The organism is Rubneribacter sp., assembly GCF_965361815.1.
On the sequence record NZ_CBDTNW010000038.1, the window covers coordinates 18,154 to 35,118 of the forward strand.

A 16,965-nucleotide genomic window follows, 5' to 3' on the forward strand; every position below is an offset into this window, starting at 1 on the left:
GGGCCTCGGCCGGGACGAGGGCGCGGAAGCGGACCCCCCCCCCCGGCGCCGGAGGGCCCATCGGCGCGGGAGCGGACAGCGGGCGCGGGCGCAAGGAGGCGGACAGCGCCGGACGCCAACTGTCAGCCTCCGGCCACCTCGCGCGGCTGGATTGCCGCGGTCCTTGCTGGGCAGCTGCTCGCACAGCTCCTCGAACGTCCCGCGCCAGCGGGGCGGGCATCCGCGTCGGAGGGCCCACCAGAGACGTTAACCAACATCGGGCGCAAGACCGTCGCCGCCGACAGCGCCAGCATCGGGCGTAAGGTCGTCGCCATCGGCAGCGCCGGCATCGGACGCGGCAACACGGCGAGCCTGCGCGTGTTCGGCAAGGGTTTCCAGCACGCGACGAATGTCGATGGGCTTTGACAGGTGAGCGTTCATTCCGCAAGCGAGCGAAGCGTCCACATCCTGGGAAAACGCGTTGGCCGACATGGCGATGATGGGCACATCGGCCGCATCCGGCCGGTCGAGGGCGCGAATGCAACGCGTTGCCTGGTACCCGTCCATCCGGGGCATCTGCACGTCCATGAGCACGGCATCGTAGCGCCCGACAGGCGATGCCCCGAACAAATCGCACGCCTCCTCGCCGTTGCGCGCAAGATCAACGACCAACCCCGCGTCCGACAGAAGCTCGCAGACGATTTCGGCGTTAAGCTCGTTGTCCTCGGCCACCAGCACGCACAAGCCCTCCGCGTCGCACGCGCCGGGCATCCCGTTCCCAGGCACGCTGGCGACCTCCCGCTTTGCCTCGGAGGCCGTGCGCATGTTGAACGTCACCGTGAACGTGGTCCCCTCCCCCACAACGGAATCCACCTCTATGCCGCCGCCCAGCAGCGTCACGATGCTCTTCACAATGGACATGCCCAGGCCCGTGCCCTGCGCGCGCGAGCGTCCCTCCATGGTGAACGGCTCGAACAGAAGCTCCAAAAACTCCTGCGACATGCCTATGCCGTTGTCCGACACCACGAACGTCACTTGGCGCAAATCCGCCGCCGAAGAGGGCGCCACCTCGGTCTTGAGCGTCACGCGACCGCCCTCGGGCGTGTACTTCGCCGCGTTCGACGGCAAGTTGACCAGCAGTTGCCGCAAGCGCATCGCATCGCCTCGGTACATGGCGCGCGCGTGGGCGGACGTGCGGACCACGAACTTCTGCCGGCGCTGGTCGCATTGCGGACGCACGACACGGGCCACGTCGTCAATCAGGTCGGTCAGGCGAAACGGGTTGTCCGCCAGCACCATCTTGCCGTCCTCTATCTTCGAAAGGTCCAGCACGTCGTTGACAAGCCCCAGCAGATGATCGGACGCCGAGCCTATCTTGGACAGGTTCACCTGCATCTTGTCGGCGTCATCGACGTTGCCGCGAGCGATCTGGAGCATGCCGACAATGGCGTTCATGGGCGTGCGGATCTCGTGGCTCATGCGCGAAAGAAACTCGCTTTTCGCCTGGTTGGCCGACTCGGCCGCGTCCATGGCGTCCTGCAGGGACAGCTGCACGTGCTTGCTGGCGGTGGAGTCGCGCAGCACGACAAGCACCTGGGATTTGCCGTCGAACTCGATGGGCTTGACGGTGTAGGACGCCCAGCGCTCAAGCCCCTCCGGCACACGATAGGAGAACTCGCCCTGCTCAAGCTCTGCGACCAGGCCCTTCTTCACGCGGGCAAACAGGTTGGCCCCTTCGTCCGACAGCTCCGTCCCGTCGGCCGCCTGCGCACCGGCAAGGAAATCGTCCAGGGCGCGGCCCACGACGTTGACGGCCTTCGACGCGATGGGCGTGATCTTCCCGTCGCCGGGCGAATACAGGCTGACCGACAGGTCCACGCAGTCGGAAAGCGCCTGGTAAAGCTGCGTCAACGTCCTCACATTGCGCTCGCGGACGCGACGACGGTACGCAGCGAACCCCGCAAGGCATGCGACGATCAGGCACGCGAGCACAATGCCGAACACCGCCAAGAACGTGGCGGCGACAACGGACGCCTCCGCGCGCACGCTCTCGACCGGCACCACGGCGCACACGTACCAGCTTCCGTTGACGACGGGAGCGACGCACACATACGACGCCCGCCCGTCCACCGGAGCGGTGACGATGCCGCTTTGCCCAGCATCCACGATGCCGAGCAAATCCGGCAGGCCCGCACCTTGCCGGGACCAAAGGTCCAGAAGCATGCTGCTGGCAGACGCTCCCCCTTGGGAGGCGGACGGGTTGTCGTCGGCGGACTTCGCCAGGAAGTCGTACAGGATGGAACCCTCCTCCACGGGCGTGGCGGCGCGGTCCGTCGGGGGCACGAGGATCTCCCCCGAATCGGCCTGGAACAGGACGAAGGAGCCGCCCCCGCCGAACGCGTCCAGACGGTCGGACACGGCGAACAGGTCGAGGGGGATCTGCGCGTACAGCGCGCCGACCTGCCGGCCGTCCAGGTACAGGGGAGTTTGGGCCAAGCGCACGCGCCGCCCGTCCTCGTTCGCGAAGGTGGCCGAATACGACGGAAGCCCCTGGGACAGCGCCGTCTCCGGCTGATCGAGCAGGCCGGCGTCGAACGCGGAGCCGTCGTCCGCAAGCCCCGTCCCATCCATGCCGGCGAACGCGACATACGCAAGGCCCACGCGCTCCCGCAGCGCGCGGAGGGCGGGCAGAACCGCAGAGGGATCGGACGACTGGACGGTGAACGCGCCGATGGCGTCCTGCACCATGAGCACGCGATCGGCCACGCCGTCTGCAGCCTGTTCGGTGAAGGAGACGATTTGCTCTTCGGCGCTTTGATTGAGCTTGCGGTCGATGAACGACGTCAGCGACAGCACCGCAGCCGCAACAAGCAGGGCCGCCGCCGCAACAGCCGCCGCAACGGCGACGCGGCGGACCTTCTCGCCCCTGATCACCGTGCGCATGAGCCCGCCCCTCAGCTTCCCCCGCCGCTCCAAAAGAATAAAGGAATATCAGAACCAATCCATGGCGGAACTGGACTGGCATAGTATACTCTAACGTTGGACTGCAAAACGTTACGCGGCGGTAGCATCCGCCTGAGTCGAGCAACGAGGTAACCATGGATCTTGGTGCGCTGTATCACTTTCTTTTCGAGACGTACGCCGGCATCGGATGCCTGGTGGGAGCGGGGCTCGTGTTAAGCCTTATCGCCTGCATCATCATGGAGCGCCGCACGCGCAAGATGTACGTGAACCACGAGCCGGACGAGGACGACTGGTCGTTTTTCGACGACGATGACGAAGACGGCAAGTAGCGTCGCGTGACCCGCGCTCGCGGCGGGCGGTAGATGCCTGCGGCGACAAGCGGACCGCGCATTGCCGCCACGGGCATGGCGGGCTGCCTGCACCGACGGCGCGGCGGGCCGCTTGCCTTGGACGATGCGGCGGGCCGCTTGCCGCAGGCGCCGACGCAATCGCCTGCGCGCCGCCTGCGGCGGCACGGTCACCCCCTTCCGACGCTCGCCCACCCCCTTCGCCGACGCAAGCGCCCAAGCGTCGTCGCCCCCCGACGGCAAGGCGCCGTCCAGCAAATGCAACCGATTCGATCAGGAGAGATTCCCCATGCAGCACAACGACACGTACCTCTACCGCCGCGAAGGCGCCTACATTCCCCGCGTGGCGGCCGTCCATGACCTGTGCGGCTACGGCAAGTGCTCGCTGGGCGTGGCCATACCGGTGCTGTCGGCCGCAGGCTGCGACGTGTGCCCCGTGCCGACGGGGCTGTTCTCGTCGCATACGGCGTTCCCCGGCTGGTACATGCACGACACCACCGAGATCCTGGCCGACTACCTGAACGCCTGGAAGGGCATCGGCGTGGAGATAGACGCGGTGTATTCCGGATTTTTGGGCGCGCCCGAGCAGGTGGACCGCATCCGCGACCTGTACGCGATGTACCCAAACGCGCTGCGCGTGGTCGATCCCGTGATGGCCGACCATGGCAAGGTGTACCCCACCTACACGCCCGAACTCTGCAACGCCATGGCCGAGTTGGCCTGTGGCGCCGACATCCTGACGCCCAACCTCACGGAGGCGGCCATCATCTTAGGCGAGCCCATCGGTGATGCGTGGGGCGGCACGGACATCTCGGATGCGGAGGCGAAACGCCTGGTGGACGCGCTGGTGGCCAAGGGCGCCAAGCACGTGGTGCTCAAAGGCATCCAACGCGAGGGCGAGACGTGCATCCGCAACTTCGTGGGCGGTGAGGACATGAACATCGTGGAGGTGCACAACGAGTATCTGCCCTACATGCTGCACGGCACGGGCGATTTGTACGCGTCGTGCCTGATGGCCGCCGTCATGGCCGGACGCTCGCTCCAAGAGGCCGTGGCGTTTGCCGGCAACCTCGTGCACGACGCCATGATCGTGAGCGCCCAGCAGCCCGCCTTCCGCGACCGCGGCGTCAGCTTCGAACCGCTGTTGGGCAAGGTGTGCGAGCTGCTGTAAGGCACGTATGGAGCGAATGAGCGAAAGCCCGATGATCCTGCGATAACGGGAGGCCCCCATGGACCGCAAACGAATCATGGAAGAAGCGATTCACTCAGGCGAGATGGAGGGAGCGTACGTTTCCACCGAGTTCCGCCACGATGCCGAGCAGTACGTAGAAGGAAATTTCACCATCGAAGAACTTATGGCAAGGACGAAGCGTCGTTGGCGAGCACGCAAGGATGAGGCTGAAACCACACATGCCTGAACAGTTTGTCGATCCCTACCTTGATTCTGCAACGGGCGTTTTGCGCAATCTGCTAGGCGCATCAACATATGCAGAGCTTCGGAATGCTGAAGGGGAATTTGTCGCACTGCGAATGAACGAATTCTTCGAACGCCCCATTCCCCGCATGACAGGCACTCTCAACGATTTTTGCGTGCTGCATCAAACGCTGTTCCAAGATATTTACGATTGGGCTGGCAAAGTGCGCACAGTTGAGATCCGCAAAAATACCGACGGTGCAGAGTACTTTCTTCCTTCTGCAAACATTCCTCTCGGCATGGAATGGTCCCGAACCGAGCTTGAAAAAGACGGTATGCTCGCAGGAATGCATCTTTGCGATTTTGCCCGGCATCTTGCCTACCACTACGACAATTACAACTTCGTTCATCCTTTTCGGGAAGGAAACGGCAGGGTGCAACGCCTTTTCTGGACGCTGCTCTGTCATGAAGCGGGATACGATTTAGACTGGCGAACGGTAAGCGGCAAAGAAAACGATGAAGCAAGCAGGCTTGCTGCCGAAAATCGCGATCTCCGTGCTTTGGAGGACATTTTCAAGCGCATATCGACACCCTGCGATCCCGGCACGCCAATCAATCGGGATCTTTTGACGCTGGGCCATTAGCGTGAATTCGTCTAGTGAAGATAGATTCACGCTAAGACGTTTCGCCGCTGTGGGCATAGTCGGGCACGAGGACGCAGGTTGCCAGCGTGAGGGCGATGGGGATGAGGGTGGCTGCCAGATTGTAGGTGGAGGGCAGCCAGGTGAGACCGCTTGACGCAACCCAGGCGGCGGCGCAGATGCCTGCCACGAGCACCGCGCCCGCGCATGCCACGCCCACCACCGCGAACGCGCGCGTAGGCCGCAGCCGAACCAGGGAGAGCGCGAACGCCGCCACCAGCCAGCTGGCCGCCACGCACCACAGCGCCGGCTGCGCAAGCAGCGCCCCAAGGACGGCTTGCGCGCTTGCGCCGTTAAACGCGAGGTACGCAGGCGCATCCCACCCCATGAGCGAACCCGATCCGAACGCGGCAAAAATGACGGCTGCCAACAGGGAGAACGCCGTCGTTCCCAACGCGCGGGCAGGCGGCAGGCAAAAACCGGCCGCAAGCGGCGCAAGCTGCCCGCCGCCAAGCGCTCCAGCAAGCGGAACGGCGAAGGCGGCGTTGGCCTCGGCGTCGCCCTCTCGCGCGACGAAATACCACCACGCGATAGCCGCCACCAGCAGCACGCAGCCTGCAGCCGGCGCCCCCTGAACGACGAGCGCCGCAGCGAGCGACCCATATGCGAGCAGCGCGCCCAGATGCGGCTTGAACGCGCCCGCAAGCGCGACAAGCGCCAGCAACCCCCAGAACAACGGGCTGTCCAAGCCGCTTGTTTGCGGGATGTTCCCCAGCGCAACGAACGCCGTGAACCCCGAACCCGCCGCCGCCAGCACGCGCGCGGCGACGGCGCGGTGCCAGGGCGCGATGCGCTCGCGCAGGGGCACGCGCGGGGCGGGCGGCACGGCGGCTTCGGCGTCGTCGTCGGCAAGGTCGCCCCCCTCGTCCGCGTGGCCCACGATGGAGGCCAGCTCGCGCCCGCCGCGCTTCGGGTCGCCGAGGAACGGCTCCAGTTCCTCGGCGAAGTCGGTCACCGTGGCGTAGCGCTCCTCGCGGTCGGGGTCCAGGGCGTAGAACACCACGTCGTCCAGGGCGGCATCGAGGTTATCCCAGCACAGCGAGGGCAGCACCAGCTCCGCGTCCTCGATGGCCGCCTCCGCGCGCTCCAGATCGGGCGCGAGGAACGGGTTCTCCCCCGCCAGCATTTCGTAGGTCACCGAGGCCAGCGCCCACTCGTCGCAGCGCACGTCGAGGGTTTCCTGGCGCATCTGCTCAAGCGGCATGTAGCCGATGGTCCCGCCGCCGGCCGTGCCGAACCCGGACGCGTCAGCCAGCGTGGCCAAGCCGAAGTCGGTCACCTTCACCTGGCCCTGCCGATTGATGAGGATGTTGTCGGGCTTGATGTCCAGGTGGAGCACCTGGTTGGCGTGCGCCACCTCCAACGCGTGCGACACCGCCGAGAACACGGCCGCGATGATGTCCAGGTTCATGCGATCGTCGTAGCGGCGCATGAACTCGCCAAGCGACATGCCCTCCACGTACTCCATGATGAGGTAGGCCGTGGAACCCTGCACCTCGAAATCGTACACCGCCACGATGCTGGCGTCGGAGAGCATGGCAGCCGTGCGCGCCTCGTCAAGGCCGGGCACGTGCGCAAGCGAACGCGCGAAGGGATCGTTGCCGAGCATGCTGACGGAGCGGCCGGCTGGCGAGAAGAGGTCGGCTTCGTCGTCATCGTCGGCGAATACGGGGTCGACGGAGACGGTGGGAGCGGCGGAAATGCCGGAAAGGACTTGCGTCGGATCGTCCGCACTCATCCCCGCACGCTCGACAGCAGCCGCGTCAGCCCCTCCCCTCGGAAACGCCATACGCGCCATGTCCACCTCGTCCAACTCGATGCACTTGATGGCCACCCGACGCTGGATGCGCGTGTCCCACGCCACCTGCACGGAGCCAAAGCCACCCGCGCCCGCCTCTTCGATGGGCCGGTAGCGATTAAGTATGAGCTGTCGATTGCGCGCCATGCGCCCTATTATAGGGGAGTTGATGGGCGGACGGACGCGCAACACGCTGAGGTCCGTTGGCGCCACTCCCCTTCACTACAAATAAACACCGTATAGAAATTCGAGCGTCTCTTCTAGTATCGCTCGCTTCTTTCGGCTGTTCTCGCGCGATGCATGCTCCCTAAGATCCGTCAAAAACAGTTCGGCATCGACCCTCAACTGGCCGCCAAGCTCCAATCGGGCATCGGCAGGCAACAGATCCGAAAGTTTGACAACATCATTCCTGTGCTTTTTAAGCACCTTCTCGGAAATCTGCTTTCCTTCATCATGCAAACGCCAGTTATCCACATGCGCTCGCATTTTAAGCGGAATAATGTGCAAAGCCGATAACGTAGTGATGCCCCCTATAGATTCCGCATTTGCTCTAATGAAATCGTAGTACCCGTCATTCAAAATAATGGCAGACAAGCTTGATACCGTCTCGTCAAACGATAGGGGTGCAATATGCGACCCCTCATTTTCGAGCACAAAGTCAGGACGCCTCGCGAACAACTCGATTTCACCCGGGTACTCACCCACATTCGGACTCCCGGACGGAAGAACAAATCTATAATAGACGCAATTCCCCTCTTTGCGCTTCCATGCTTCATAGCCACCGCTGCGCACAAAACCCCAAATCGCACGACCAAACGACGGATCGCAGTCATCCACCAGCACACCCACGTCCAAATCTTTCGTCAGACGAAAGGTATCGCCCACCTCATCGAATAGAATGCTGCACGCACCTCCGCCAATGAGAACGTACTCCTTCTCGTGGCCGAGCATGGCCTCTCGGAACTTATCAATACCCGTTACTGTTGGCATGCCGCCTCCCTCAGTTGCGCTACAGCATCGGCAAGTCGCACATCGTTTTTTCCTTCGTCCCTCATCTCGGCGTAAAGACCAAGCGCGTCAATCGAGCAAAACCCCGTTGATGCTTTAGATGCTGCATTAAAGCCGTCAAGGTCGTAAGCCCACTCCTCCACAATAATATCGGGCACCTCAAACCATTCGGTCTCGACCCAGCGGCTTCCCGCCTCTTCTTTTATCTGGGTTAGTTTCTTGCGATACACGGCCACTCTTAAAACGCTCGCGTCGTGCGCAAGATCGGAATAATACGGCAGCGCGCTTTCTCCCGAAAGCAAAGCTCCGGCATGCTGCAAAGCTTCAAGCGAATCTTTTCCCTTTAAGAGCTTCCTTTCCTTTACGGGCGAGATAAGATATGGCTCGAACACCTCAAGGATCCTGTCCTTGGACATTCCTGGATTTCTCAGCACCCGCCGTTTCCATTCGGTAGATAACGAAGACGGCAAAATCGCTTCTATTTCTGCAAGACAATTCGTAATCGTTGATCTACTAACGCTTGCAGCTTTGGCAAGCTCTCCAGCCGTCAGCCCGTCCCATCTGCCAGCTATAAGATTGAGAACTATTCTTTGGGTATGAGGAGACATCTGCTTTGCTGCCCGCCCTTCAAGGGTTGGCGACGCTGCCAACCCTAAAAATGGCAGAAATACGTTGTTGGCATCTTTAATATAGGCGATTCTTTCGGAGGCAAGCGCTCTCATTATTCCGCTATCCAAATAGGGCGAACACACAGCGACGCGCCGTGGATCAACCTTTGCAACAGCACGCACGAGAGATCTCGAAGATAATACCGTTGGACGCCCAATGGCAACCGCAATCAAAAACTCTTGAACGCTGTCACCAAGATTGGCAGCTACCAGCTGAAACTCCTCGGAAAAGCGTCGTGGAATTTTGTTTGCGACATCATCTGCTTTAATCTCCAATGGCATCGAAAACAAGTAGCGCGGAACGTTTTCCATTGTCTGCCTCCAATCACTTCATCATCATTTTATTTTTTTCTGAAAGAAATGTAAAATGATGTTTGAAAGGAATTCAAAGGACGAGCGCACAGCGTCGTTGCCAGAGAGGGTTCCGAGGGTTTCGTCCATGACGCCCCGAAGCATGCCCAAGTCGGTCTTGGCGCGGGAGCGGCCAGCACCCTCGGGTACGATCCGAGCATGAAGGAAGAGCAGCGTCGCAATCTGTTGCAAGCGAGGATTGCGCATCTTTGCCGCACGCACGCGCCGTGAGATCCCCGCTTCCACGAGCGCATCGCTAACGCGCGCATTGGTAGCTACGGCGCCTTCGGTGCGGGAGAACCCGTTAAGCATGTTTGACGGGTGGGCGCAGGCGTTGCGCACCGCTTTCGCTTGGCGGAGCAGGTAGTGCTCGTCGCGCATTCCCCCATCATCCCAGCGGTCGGCGCAGAACAGTTACAGGTCGATGAGAGTGCCGAACGAGACGAGCTCCAGGAACGCCCGCAGGGGCATCTGGTCGGGCAGAGTGTACTTGCGTACCAAGTCGCCGCAATAGGCGTCGGGCGCAAGCGCCCGGACCTCGCCCTCGCGCCGACGGCGCTCGGCGTGGTTGAGGCCCGTCATGTAGCCGGAGACGACGGAGTAGCCATCCTCGCTTTCGCGCCGCATCACCTCCCGCATGAGCCTGACCCTGGCGTAGTGCTCGACATCCAGGGTTCAGGGCAGCAGAACATAGCGTAATGTCCGATCAACCGAGGAAAGCCGCATCAAATGCCTGGAGTCAAGCCCGATGCACTGCCCGTCGCGCGGACCGCCCATGCGCCTCTCGAAGAGGTCTCGGTATGCATAGAGCTTGAAGAAATAGGTGCGGTCAGTCAGGTAGGCGGCAGCCTCATCCTCGCTGCAGAGGTTGAAGGTTATGCCCTTGGACTTCATGTGGGCTATCTGTTGCTCGACGGTCAGCAGGAGCTTGGGGTGCCGTTCGGCGTCGGGGTTGATGGGTTATTCGACGTTTTCCATGCCGGAGCCTCCCCTCCCTTTCTGGTGACCATTCTACCAGCGCGCTGCAACGCGTCTTTGCTATCGCCAACGTGCTCTCACTGAAAAGGCCGACGCAGCACGGGTAAACCCACCATCCAGCAAGCGTTAGAACGCGGCGTCCACGGGGGCGCTCACGCGCACGCGTTCTTGGCCGCGTTCGAGTTCGGTGAGTTTGGCGAGGAAGGGAGGCTGCGTGCCGTCAAGCATGCGCAACCACAGAGCCACCTCGTCGGAAAACGACGTGTCGAGCACCTTCGCGCCGCAGTCGGACGCGATGCGCACCAGCTGCTCGTAGCGCGCATACGACGTACGCACCTCCAGATCAACGCAGCGCGACACCACCACCAGCTCGGCCGCTTCCACACCTGCCTGCACGGCCTGGGTGTAAGCGCGCACCAGCCCGCCCGTGCCCAGCAGCACGCCGCCGAAATAGCGCGTGACCACCGCGACGACGTCGGTGAGGCCCGCATGCTGCAGCACCTCGAGCGTGGGCAGGCCGGCGGTTTTCTGCGGCTCGCCGTCGTCGGAGTACCGCACGCGGCCCGCCGCGCCCGCGCCGCCTTCGCGCAGCACGTAGGCGTACACGTTGTGGCGCGCCATGCGGTTGGCCGCGCGCACCTCCTCCAGGAAGGCGAGCGCTTCCTCCTCCGTCTCCACGTGCGCAAGGCTGGCGATGAAGCGGCTCTTCTTCTCCTCTATCTCCGCGACGGCGCGGCCGGCTATGGTGGTGTAGGACGTCATGGGGAAAGTGTAGCACGACCCGACAATGCTCAACGCCAGGCCGTCGCGCAAGAGGCGCGCCCCGGCACGCCCGAGAGTCGCCTGCGCCTGCGGAGGAGGTCGAAATCCAAGCAAAGCGGCGCGTGTCGCATTTGGAGAAACGAGGCACGGGCGATGCGGTCGAGCGGAGCCGCGAGCATCCGGAGGCCGCGCTTGATCGGCGCGATCTACGCCAGCTTCTCGTACTCGGCAGGGTTCACCGGCTCGCACCATTCGTTGCTGGTCTCCTCGCCTTCCACCTCGATGGCCAGGTGGCTGAACCAGCTGTCGGCGGCAGCGCCGTGCCAATGCTTCACTTCGGCAGGAATGTTCACCACATCGCCCGGCTTGAGCGCGCGGGCGGGCTGGCCCCACTCCTGGTACCAACCGTGGCCCGCCACGCAGACGAGCAGCTGCCCGCCGCCCTTCGCAGCATGGTGGATGTGCCAGTGGTTGCGACAGCCCGGCTCAAACGTCACATTGAATATAGGCACCTGATTGGTGCTCACGGGCGCGAGGTAGCTTTGGCCGTCGAAGTACTGGGCGTAGGCGTCGTTGGGCTGGCCGATGGGGAAGATGCTGGCGGCTTCGAACGCGGCACGGGCGTCTGCGGTCATAAGGGGCTCCTTTCACGTTGGATGCTTCCAGCGTACGCTTTGCATTTTGGCATGTACAATACCTATAGTGAAAGAATAGTATTCATTGAACGAATACTATAAGAAGCAAAGCGGGCAGTGCTGCGGCTTCGGGGCGAACAGCAGCATGCTGACAGCAAAGCGGGCGCACGGCGTTCGCCGCCGGGATGGGCAGCATGCCGGCGCACGGCGTTCGCTGCCGAGATGGACGTGCGGCTATCGACGCGCAGCGTTTGTCGCCAGGCGAGCACGCAGCAAGACGTCGCGAAACAGACGAGAGCATGACCGGTCACCGCCAGCAAGAACAAGCATACCGCGGCGCCGGGAGGAAGAGGAGGCGGCTATGGAGTTGAGGGTGCTGGAGTACTTCCTAACGCTGGCGCAGGAAGGCAGCGTGTCGGCGGCGGCCGAGGCGCTGCACGTGTCGCAGCCCACGCTCTCGCGCCAACTCATGGATCTGGAACGCGAGCTGGGCACCACGTTGTTCCTGCGCGGACGCAGGGGCATCACGCTCACCGAGGACGGCATGCTGCTGCGCCGGCGCGCGGCCGAGCTGCTCAGCCTGGCAAACATCGCGAAGTCGGAGCTGGCGGCGGGACGCGACGCGCTGGCGGGCGAGATCCGCATAGGCTGCGCGGAGACGCGGGCGGTTGACGTGCTGGCGCGCCTCATGCGGCAGTTCCGCAGCCACCACCCCGCCGTCGCCTTCCAGATTTCCAGCGACCTCGCGGAAAGCGTGGCCGAGCGCATCAACCGCGGGCTGCTGGATTTCGGCTTGGTGCTGCGACTGGACGGCAGCTGGGGCCTTGACGCCGTGCGCCTGCCCACCGAGGAACGCGCCGTTGTGATCATGCGCGATGATTCGCCGTTGGCGGACCGCGACGTCGTGACGCTGGACGACCTTGCGCAAGAGGACCTCCTCGCGCCTTTAAGCTTCCGGAAAAGCGGCCTTTTAGGAGGCGAACTGCCGCGCGCGGAAGGCGGCCGCCTCAACATGGTGGCGCAGTTCGATCTGCCGTACAACGCCTCGCGCATGGTGCGCGCGGGCATGGGATGCGCTGTTTCGCTGGACGGCCTGGTGGCCACACCCGCCGGCTCGGGCCTGACGTCCCGACCGCTGGAGATGGAGCTGGATATGCCCTCCTACCTGGTCTGGAAGCCTTCCGGCATGCGCACCCGCGCCTGCGAGGCGTTCCTTGAGCAGGCGCGGGAGGCGTTCGGGTAGGGCAAGCACGGTACGAAGCGAGAAAGGAAGGCGCGGAAACGACGAGGGCGAGTACTATTTCGGAGGCCTCGTCAACGCCGTCGCCCACAGAGACTACTCCATTCGAGGCGAGTACATCCGAGTTTACATATTCGATGACAGGATGGAGATACAGAGTCCTGGCAGCCTTCCGAACATTGTGACACCAGAGAACATGCGCTATACCAGATACTCACGAAATCCCTCCATAGCCAAAGTTTTCATGGCCTTCGATTGGGTGCGCGAACTAAACGAGATTGCGGCGATGCGATTGGCGGCAGAGAAAGGACGTGTAACGACAAAGGGATTGGCTGCAAGCAGAGACATCACGACGCGAACGGCATCCGGCGTTCTGAAGGCGCTATCAAATAGAGGGCTTCTAACTTGGCATGGAAACAACGCTCGGGATCCGCACCAGTACTACGAAATTACTCCGAAAAATATTTCGGAGTAATTTCGTAGCAACCTGTCCGAGGAAAAGGGGAATAAGGCCGACCCTGCTGGGACTAGCTCTAGTTTTATCTAAGCGTCTTTCCAGGCGCCGTCCTGGCAATGTCTGGAGCCGGCATCGACATCTTCAACCGCGCCTCATCCATGAACTTCGGATCCGCGCTCGAAAACGCTATGGCGCAAGAGATAGCCCACCAACTGCGGAGAAACCATGCGGCCTACTTCTTGTTGGGGTCGGTGGTGCCGGCGAGGGGTTTTTCGCCGGGACGGGCGAGCGGGCCCACCAGCTCGTGGGCGGTGTAGGGCTCTTCCAAGTACGCCACCTCGTCCGCAGAAAGCGTCACCGAGAGCGCGGCAACGGCGTCGTCCACGCGCGCGGGGCTTGAGCACCCCACGATGGGGGCCTCCACGCCGCGCGCCCACTGCCAGGCAAGCGCCACCTGCGCCATGGGCACACCGTGCGCAGAAGCCACCTCGGCCACGCGCGCCACAATGGGAAGGTCCTGGTCGCGTGCCGCATCGTACTTGTTGCGCACCACGGCGTCGGTGGCGCCGCGCACCGTGGAGGACTCCCAATCGGGCCGCGCAAGGTGTCCTGATGCCAGGGGGCTGTACGGCGTGAGCGCCACGTCGAACTGGCGGCACACAGGGATCAGCTCGCGCTCGTCCTCGCGGTAGAGCAGGTTGTAGTGGCTCTGCATGCTGGTGAACTTCGTCCAGCCGTTGCGCTCGGCCGCAACCTGCATGGTGTGGAACTGGTAGGCGTACATGGCGCTGGCCCCCAGCGCGCGCACCTTGCCCGCGCGCACAAGCGAGTCGAGCGCCTCCAGCGTTTCCTCGACGGGCGTGCCGTAGTCGAAGCGATGGATGATGTACAGATCCAGGTAGTCGGTCTGCAGACGCTTGAGCGTGCCGTCGATCTCGCGCAGGATGGCCGCGCGCGAAAGCCGTCCCTCGTTGAAGTACACTTTACTGGCCAGCACCACCTCATCGCGCGGCACGCCCAGGCGAGCCAGCGCCTGGCCGATGTACTCCTCGCTGGTGCCATGGGCGTAGGTGTTGGCCGTGTCGATGAAGTTGACGCCCGCATCCAGCGCATGCGCGATGATCTCGCGCGTGTCGTCCGGGCCGACCGTCCACTGGTGAAAATCGGCCGACGGCTTTCCGAAGCTCATGCCGCCTAGGCACACCCGCGACACCTCGATGTCCGACCAGCCCAGCCTTGCGTATCGCATGTCCGTCATAGACCTCTCTGCCTCCTTGTCGTCGCTTGCGAAGTCGCATGATAGACCTTCGAGCCGACTCCAAGGCAAGCGGCTTTGCGTCCATGACCGCATGCCCCCATCCCCCTTCGATTTCAAAGGAAGCCGCTGCCGGCCGAGCGCAAAGCAATCAAGGCTGAGAAGCGTCGGCTGCGGGGTCTTCGCCTTCGGCCCCGCAGCACCCTGAGGCCGGAGGACGGCCGCGCGGTCCACCGCCCTCGCGCACGGCCTGCTCACCGCCAGCGCGGTAGCGTTTCGCCCACACGGACACGGACACATCGGAGCGCACCCCGTTGCGGCGGGCGGCCTCCGCGACGGGCATGCCGCCCTCCACCACGTCCCGCGCCGCCGCAAGGCGCACCTCTATCGGGTAGCTCTTCCCGCCGTGGGACCGCTCGCGGGCCTCCATGCCGAAGGTCCGGTACAGCCGCCCCCACTCGCGCACGGTGGAGCGCGGCAGGCCCGTCATGGTGGAGACCGCCTTGTATCCGTGACCGGCCTCGAACAAGGCGAAGGCCAGCGTGCGCATGCGGTCGTCATGGGGAACGCCCGGGCGCAGCTCGCCGCGCGACGAGGGGGACGCAGGCGGACCCGGCTGCCGGACGGGTCCCTTGGGGTGGGTCCCCATCGCTAGGCCACCCCCCTTCCGAGCGCCCGCCCAAACGGCGGGACCTTCGCCTCCCCGGACAACCCATCCCTTGTCTTCAGCTGCTTGCATGGAAGCAGAGAGCCGCACCGCCAGGCGAACAGGCGAATCGCAAGTGCGCGCATAGGTTCCTCCTGGAGATATTCTCGTAGCAAAGTCAAAGGCACTGTCGGATTCCTACATGCTGGTCTTTTGGGGCAAGCCGGCAGGCGTTAGGTTTTTGGAGAGACAAGCTGAATGAGCGCAGTGGCGTGCTTGTGAGTTTGGCTTGCCCCGAAAGACCAGCGCGCGGATGCTACTTCGCGCTCCCTATCCTGCAAATGATGGAGCCGCAGACGGGGCACTTCCCCTTCGTTATGGGCTTGCCGTTTTTGGTGAGCCCTTTCTCCGCGTCCTCCATAGCCCTTTTCTCCTTGCACTTCATGCAATACGCTTCAATTTTCATGATTTCCTTCCTTAGCAATCGGAAGGGGTCGCGCTCTTGCCCGGATCCGGCATGCAACCCCTGCGACATTTGCAGAATCCCATCTGCCGAACATAGACGATACGTTATCAATAACGCCTGGTCAATCACGATTTTTTTGTCGTGATTGACAATTGGCCTCCTTCTTTTGGCCACTAGAGAAGACGGATTTGCAAACCACGTTGAAAACCTGCCTCGCAACCTCGTCGATACTCGCGGTTCGGCTTTGTCGACTCCCGAATCACTTGTATTCCCTCCTACGATCACTGCGCCGTCACGACCGAATACCCAGATTGAAATCCGAATGGGAGACCCTCCCCTTTGCGCTCCGCCCCCTTGCCCCTTCTATAATAGGTGCCGAATCGGTAACATTCTGAGAACAAACCCCCTACGCCGTGCATAATGGCGTTACCGCACAGCCGCGCGACGCAGCGCGGCAAAACGGTGCGGACACCGCGAATCCCCTGGAAAGGAGACGAACGATGAAAAACACGCCGGCGCTCGCCAAGAAAGCCGCCTTGACCGTTGCCGCAGGGGCGCTCGCGCTCTCCATGGGCGCGCTGGCAGGATGCGCATCGTCCAACAACGCCGACGCCCAGCGCATCGCGCAGCTGGAGCGGGAGATAGAGGAGCTGAAGTCCCAAGGATCGGGGGAAAGCTCCTCGTCGGGGTCGTCTTCCAACACGCCCGGCTCGAATGACTCAGCGGCGAACGACGCGGCGGCGAACGGCGGCTCCTCGTCGTCAAGCGACGGCTCCGCCAACTCGTCCAACACCGGAACCTCGGGCATCCAAATAACCGACGCCACCGCCCAAGACTTCTCGGCGCGCGCCGACGCGCTCATCGCGGAGGCCGACGCCGCGCAGGTCGGAGCCGATCGCACGGCGACCATAGCCACCTACCTCGACTTCGATCAGCGCTTCGAGGCCCTTGAGAACGAGATCGACCTCTACGATGACCAAAGGGAGATCGAGTACAAGAGCGGCTCTTTGGACTGGAAGGGCTACCGCGCCATCGAAGCCCAGCTCGATTACATTGAGAATCGGCTTGACCACGCGAAAGACTCCCTCGAGCTGAGGTTCGGCATCGACGACTAGCGCCGAAGCGGCAAAAGCGTCACGCTCAAACAACCCGGCAAACGGCCGCCGCGCATCGGCGGCCGTTTGCATGAGATCACCCGATCAGGCCCTCCACAGCCTCCGCGGCCGCGCGCACGCCGACAGCTCCTCCAGGGCGCGCTCGCTCAGCATCCCGTTGGCGGCCGCGGCCTCCACCGCC

At 63.0% G+C, this 16,965-nt stretch carries 19 protein-coding genes; 7 read left to right on the forward strand and 12 right to left on the reverse strand.

Annotated features, from left to right (window positions below; genetic code table 11):
- Positions 1–246: 246 nt before the first annotated feature.
- Positions 247–2,922, reverse strand: coding sequence for a hybrid sensor histidine kinase/response regulator (locus tag ACWKY3_RS02320; protein WP_449314816.1), 2,676 nt, complete (start codon positions 2,920–2,922; stop codon positions 247–249).
- Between the two features lie 155 nt (positions 2,923–3,077).
- Between ACWKY3_RS02320 and ACWKY3_RS02325 the strand changes: the two genes are divergently transcribed.
- The 4 genes from ACWKY3_RS02325 to ACWKY3_RS02340 all read left to right on the forward strand — a co-directional run bounded on the left by ACWKY3_RS02325 (position 3,078) and on the right by ACWKY3_RS02340 (position 5,348).
- On the forward strand, positions 3,078–3,272 hold the full coding sequence (locus tag ACWKY3_RS02325; RefSeq protein WP_449314817.1) for a DUF6724 family protein: 195 nt from the start codon (positions 3,078–3,080) through the stop codon (positions 3,270–3,272).
- Between the two features lie 307 nt (positions 3,273–3,579).
- Positions 3,580–4,461, forward strand: a complete 882-nt coding sequence (locus ACWKY3_RS02330; protein WP_449314818.1) for a PfkB family carbohydrate kinase — start codon at positions 3,580–3,582, stop codon at positions 4,459–4,461.
- 76 nt (positions 4,462–4,537) lie between these two features.
- A complete protein-coding gene (locus ACWKY3_RS02335) occupies positions 4,538–4,708 on the forward strand; it encodes an antitoxin VbhA family protein (protein WP_449314819.1) in 171 nt (56 codons plus the stop codon).
- Positions 4,701–5,348: a Fic/DOC family protein gene (locus ACWKY3_RS02340; protein ID WP_449314820.1), complete on the forward strand. Its 648-nt coding sequence runs from the start codon at positions 4,701–4,703 to the stop codon at positions 5,346–5,348. Before ACWKY3_RS02335 ends, ACWKY3_RS02340 begins: the two co-directional genes overlap by 8 nt.
- Before the next feature lie 31 nt (positions 5,349–5,379).
- Here ACWKY3_RS02340 and ACWKY3_RS02345 read toward each other — a convergent pair whose 3' ends face one another.
- The 8 genes from ACWKY3_RS02345 to ACWKY3_RS02380 all read right to left on the reverse strand — a co-directional run bounded on the left by ACWKY3_RS02345 (position 5,380) and on the right by ACWKY3_RS02380 (position 11,605).
- Positions 5,380–7,350: a protein kinase domain-containing protein gene (locus tag ACWKY3_RS02345; protein ID WP_449314821.1), complete on the reverse strand. Its 1,971-nt coding sequence runs from the start codon at positions 7,348–7,350 to the stop codon at positions 5,380–5,382.
- Between the two features lie 75 nt (positions 7,351–7,425).
- On the reverse strand, positions 7,426–8,193 hold the full coding sequence (locus ACWKY3_RS02350; protein ID WP_449314822.1) for a hypothetical protein: 768 nt from the start codon (positions 8,191–8,193) through the stop codon (positions 7,426–7,428).
- On the reverse strand, positions 8,181–9,191 hold the full coding sequence (locus tag ACWKY3_RS02355) for a hypothetical protein (protein WP_449314823.1): 1,011 nt from the start codon (positions 9,189–9,191) through the stop codon (positions 8,181–8,183). The genes ACWKY3_RS02350 and ACWKY3_RS02355 overlap by 13 nt, the downstream gene beginning before the upstream one ends.
- Before the next feature lie 24 nt (positions 9,192–9,215).
- Entirely contained in the window at positions 9,216–9,611 is a 396-nt protein-coding gene (locus ACWKY3_RS02360; RefSeq protein ID WP_449314824.1) for a hypothetical protein, read from the reverse strand.
- A gap of 33 nt (positions 9,612–9,644) precedes the next feature.
- On the reverse strand, positions 9,645–9,869 hold the full coding sequence (locus ACWKY3_RS02365; protein WP_449314825.1) for a hypothetical protein: 225 nt from the start codon (positions 9,867–9,869) through the stop codon (positions 9,645–9,647).
- 36 nt (positions 9,870–9,905) lie between these two features.
- A complete protein-coding gene (locus tag ACWKY3_RS02370; RefSeq protein WP_449314826.1) occupies positions 9,906–10,124 on the reverse strand; it encodes a hypothetical protein in 219 nt (72 codons plus the stop codon).
- A gap of 210 nt (positions 10,125–10,334) precedes the next feature.
- Positions 10,335–10,970, reverse strand: a complete 636-nt coding sequence (locus tag ACWKY3_RS02375) for a YigZ family protein (protein ID WP_449314834.1) — start codon at positions 10,968–10,970, stop codon at positions 10,335–10,337.
- Between the two features lie 206 nt (positions 10,971–11,176).
- Positions 11,177–11,605: a cupin domain-containing protein gene (locus tag ACWKY3_RS02380; protein ID WP_449314827.1), complete on the reverse strand. Its 429-nt coding sequence runs from the start codon at positions 11,603–11,605 to the stop codon at positions 11,177–11,179.
- Between the two features lie 361 nt (positions 11,606–11,966).
- On the opposite strand from ACWKY3_RS02380, the gene ACWKY3_RS02385 reads away from it, so the two are divergent.
- Both ACWKY3_RS02385 and ACWKY3_RS02390 read left to right on the forward strand, forming a co-directional pair.
- Positions 11,967–12,848 (forward strand): LysR family transcriptional regulator, encoded by an 882-nt coding sequence (locus ACWKY3_RS02385; protein WP_449314828.1) that lies wholly within the window; start codon positions 11,967–11,969, stop codon positions 12,846–12,848.
- The gene (locus ACWKY3_RS02390; protein ID WP_449314829.1) at positions 12,820–13,320 is read left to right on the forward strand and encodes an ATP-binding protein; all 501 of its coding nucleotides are present in this window, start codon (positions 12,820–12,822) and stop codon (positions 13,318–13,320) included. Before ACWKY3_RS02385 ends, ACWKY3_RS02390 begins: the two co-directional genes overlap by 29 nt.
- 214 nt (positions 13,321–13,534) lie before the next feature.
- On the opposite strand, the gene ACWKY3_RS02395 is transcribed toward ACWKY3_RS02390, so the two are convergent.
- From ACWKY3_RS02395 to ACWKY3_RS02405, 3 genes are all read right to left on the reverse strand, one after another.
- Complete coding sequence (locus ACWKY3_RS02395; protein ID WP_449314830.1) at positions 13,535–14,560, reverse strand: aldo/keto reductase; 1,026 nt, start codon at positions 14,558–14,560, stop codon at positions 13,535–13,537.
- A 148-nt stretch (positions 14,561–14,708) separates the two neighbouring features.
- Complete coding sequence (locus tag ACWKY3_RS02400; protein ID WP_449314831.1) at positions 14,709–15,206, reverse strand: helix-turn-helix domain-containing protein; 498 nt, start codon at positions 15,204–15,206, stop codon at positions 14,709–14,711.
- A gap of 313 nt (positions 15,207–15,519) precedes the next feature.
- On the reverse strand, positions 15,520–15,669 hold the full coding sequence (locus ACWKY3_RS02405) for a DUF5679 domain-containing protein (protein ID WP_449314832.1): 150 nt from the start codon (positions 15,667–15,669) through the stop codon (positions 15,520–15,522).
- 500 nt (positions 15,670–16,169) lie between these two features.
- Here ACWKY3_RS02405 and ACWKY3_RS02410 point away from each other — a divergent pair, with 500 nt between their 5' ends.
- Positions 16,170–16,784, forward strand: coding sequence for a hypothetical protein (locus ACWKY3_RS02410; RefSeq protein WP_449314833.1), 615 nt, complete (start codon positions 16,170–16,172; stop codon positions 16,782–16,784).
- Positions 16,785–16,965: the final 181 nt, after the last annotated feature.